Raw genomic sequence first — 3,052 nt, forward strand, 5'->3', positions numbered from 1 at the left:
CGCGTCACCGAGGGCCGGCCCCACGTGCTGCTGAAGATGGCGGTGTCGGCGGACGGCAAGGCGGGCCTGGCCGGTCCGCCCCGGCCGCCATCACCGGCCCGGAGCCCGCGAGCGGGCCCATCTCATGCGCGCCCACGCCGACGCGATCCTGGTGGGCATCGGCACGGTGAAGGCGGACGACCCCATGCTCACCTGCCGGCTGCCGGGCCTGGAAGGGCGCTCGCCGGTGCGCCTCGTTCTCGATTCGGGGCTGGACCTGCCGCACGGCTCGGCGCTGGCGCAGACCGCGTGCGACGTCCCGGTGTGGGTGATCGCGGCGGAGGATGCGCCGCCGACCGTCAGGAGGCGCTGAACGCGCGCGGCATCGAAGTGCTGCGGGTGCCGCGCGGGGCGGGGGGGCGCCTGCTCCTGCCCGCCGTCGTCAAGCTGCTCGGCCTGCTCGGCATCACCCGGCTGATGGTGGAGGGCGGGCCGCAGGTGGCGGCCGCGTTCCTGGACGCGGGCCTCGTCGACGAGGTGGCGGTCTTCTCCAGCCCGGTCCTGCTCGGCCCCGACGCCGTGGATGCGCTCGCCGGACGGCCGCTCGGCCGCCTCATTTCGCCCGTTGGATTCGCCGAGGTGGAGCACGCCGCGCTCGGCGCCGACCATCTCGTGCGCCTGTGGAGACGCTGACATGTTCACCGGCATCGTCACCGACGTGGGCGAGGTGATCGCCGTGGAGGAGAAGGGCGAGGTCCGCACCCTCTCCATCGCCTGCGGCTATGGGGGGGAGGGCATCGATCTCGGCGCCTCCATCGCCCATGCGGGCGTGTGCCTGACCGTGACCTCAGTCCGCGCCGGCGGCCCGCGCGGCACCGTGTTCACGGTGGATGCGGCACCCGAGACCCTCGCCATCACCACGGTGGCCGCATGGGCGCCGGGCGCGCGCATCAATCTGGAGCGCTCTTGAGGATCGGCGACGAGCTGGGCGGCCACATGGTGAGCGGGCACGTGGACGCCAAGGCGCGCATCCTCGCGCGCGAAGACCTGGGCTCGTCCACCCGCTTCTGGTTCGAGGTGCCCGAGGATTTCGCGCGTTTCGTCGCGCCCAAGGGCTCGGTGGCGCTGGACGGCACCTCGCTCACGGTCAACGAGGTCGCGGGCAACACCTTCTCCTGCCTGCTCATTCCGCACACGCTCGAAGTCACCACCTGGGGCGCGCGGCGCGCCGGCGATCAGGTCAATTTCGAGGTCGACGTCATGGCGCGCTATGCCGCGCGGCTTGCGCAGTTCCCCGCCGCCGAGTACGCCTCCCGGCCTAAGGAGACCGCATCATGGTGACGACACAGCGCGAAAGCGCATTCGCGGGCGACGAACCCCTCGGCGACGCGCGCGTCCTCATCATCGAGGGCCGCTATTACGACGCGCTCGCCGACGAGCTGCTGAAGGGCGCCAAGGCGGTCCTGGAGGCGGCCGGCGTCGAGGTGGAAGTCATCACCGTGCCGGGCGCGCTGGAAATCCCCATCGCCGCCGAAATCGCGCTCGACGCGGCCGAGATCACGGGCGCCGAGGTGGACGCGGTGGTCGCGCTGGGCGTGGTGATCCGCGGCGAGACCTACCATTCGAGATCGTGGCGGGCGAGAGCGCGCGCGGCCTCATGGATCTCGGCGTCACCCATGCCCTTCCGGTCGGCAACGGCATCCTCACCGTCGACACCGAGGCGCAGGCCTGGGAGCGGGCGCGGGTGAGCGAGGGCGACAAGGGCGGCGGCGCGGCGCGCGCGGCATTGTCGCTGCTGCGCCTGCGGCGGCGGCTCGAAGCATGAGCGAGGCCGCCACCAAGCCCATGAAGAAGAGCGCGGCGCGCCTCGGCGCCGTGCAGGCGCTGTATCAGATGGACCTTGCCCAGACGCCGGTGAACGACGTCCTCGCCGAGTTCGAGAGCCACTGGCTCGGCCAGGAGGTGGAGGGCACCCAGCTTCCCGACGCTGACGTGAAACTGTTCCGCGCCGTGGTCGAGGGGGCGCTGAGCAACCAGCGCCAGATCGATCCTTTGCTCGACAACGCGCTGACCCAGGGCTGGCCGCTGAAGCGCGTGGAAGCGGTGCTGCGCGCCGTGCTGCGGGCCGGGCTCGCCGAACTGCTGTCGCGCCCCGACGTGCCGGCGCGGGTGGTGATCGCCGAATATGTCAACGTTGCCGGCGCCTTCCTCGAACGCGACGAGACCGGCATGGTGAATGCGGTGCTGGATTCGCTCGCCCGCGACCTGCGGCCCGGCGAGTTCGACCGTCCGCCGGGCGCCTGACATGGCCGGGGCGATGGAGGGCGGCGGCTCGGGCGAGGACCGTCTCATCGCCCGCTTCTTCCGCCCCATCGCCGGCTCGGGCGGCCTCGGGCTGCGCGACGATGCCGCACTTCTGACGCCGCCCGCGGGCTGCGACCTGGTGCTGACCAAGGACGCGGTGGTGGCGGGGGTGCATTTCTTCGCCGACGACCCGCCGGCCGCCATCGCCCGCAAGGCGCTGCGGGTCAATCTCTCCGACCTCGCCGCCAAAGGCGCCGCTCCGCTTGGCGCGCTGCTGGCGCTGGCCTTGCCGAAGGGAACGAGCGAGGCCTGGATCGAGGCCTTCGCCGCCGGCCTCGGGGCGGATGCGGCTGCGTTCGGCTGCCCGATCCTCGGCGGCGATACGGTTTCCACGCCCGGTCCCGTGACCATCACCCTCACCGCCCTCGGTGCCGTGCCGCGGGGCGGTTTCGTGCCGCGGACCGGGGCGCGGCCGGGCCAGGCGATCCTGGTCTCCGGCACCATCGGCGACGCGGCGCTCGGCCTCAAGCTGCGCCTGGGACCGAACGACGTGCCGTTCGGCGATCTCGATGCGGAGCAGCGCGGCCATCTGCTGGACCGCTACCTCCACCCCCAGCCGCGCCTCGCGCTGGCGCCGGTGCTGCGCGCTTTTGCGGCGGCGGCCATGGATGTCTCGGACGGGCTTGCCGGCGACACCGCGAAGATGCTGGCCGCCTCCGGCTGCGGCGGCGTGATCGAGGCGCGCCGCGTGCCGATCTCGGCGGCCGCC

The 3,052-nt window shown here is 72.8% G+C and carries 4 protein-coding genes and 2 pseudogenes; all 6 read left to right on the top strand.

Annotated elements, in window-relative coordinates:
- Positions 1 to 124: 124 nt before the first annotated feature.
- On the top strand, positions 125 to 352 hold the full coding sequence (locus AC2W7M_RS22850) for a RibD family protein (protein WP_486135167.1): 228 nt from the start codon (positions 125 to 127) through the stop codon (positions 350 to 352).
- Positions 304 to 672, top strand: coding sequence for a RibD family protein (locus AC2W7M_RS22855; protein ID WP_486135169.1), 369 nt, complete (start codon positions 304 to 306; stop codon positions 670 to 672). Before AC2W7M_RS22850 ends, AC2W7M_RS22855 begins: the two co-directional genes overlap by 49 nt.
- Before the next feature lies 1 nt (position 673).
- Positions 674 to 1,320, top strand: a pseudogene (locus AC2W7M_RS22860) (riboflavin synthase).
- A pseudogene (gene ribH / locus AC2W7M_RS22865) lies at positions 1,314 to 1,804 on the top strand (6,7-dimethyl-8-ribityllumazine synthase). Before AC2W7M_RS22860 ends, ribH begins: the two co-directional pseudogenes overlap by 7 nt.
- Positions 1,801 to 2,283 carry a transcription antitermination factor NusB gene (nusB, locus tag AC2W7M_RS22870; protein WP_486135171.1) on the top strand — a complete coding sequence of 161 codons (483 nt, stop codon included), beginning with the start codon at positions 1,801 to 1,803 and terminating at the stop codon, positions 2,281 to 2,283. The pseudogene ribH and the gene nusB overlap by 4 nt, the downstream one beginning before the upstream one ends.
- A gap of 1 nt (position 2,284) precedes the next feature.
- On the top strand, positions 2,285 to 3,052 hold a 768-nt coding region (thiL, locus tag AC2W7M_RS22875), incomplete at its 3' end, for a thiamine-phosphate kinase (RefSeq protein ID WP_486135173.1).

The sequence above is a fragment of the Xanthobacter sp. BG11Y11_SDJG genome (assembly GCF_057364445.1).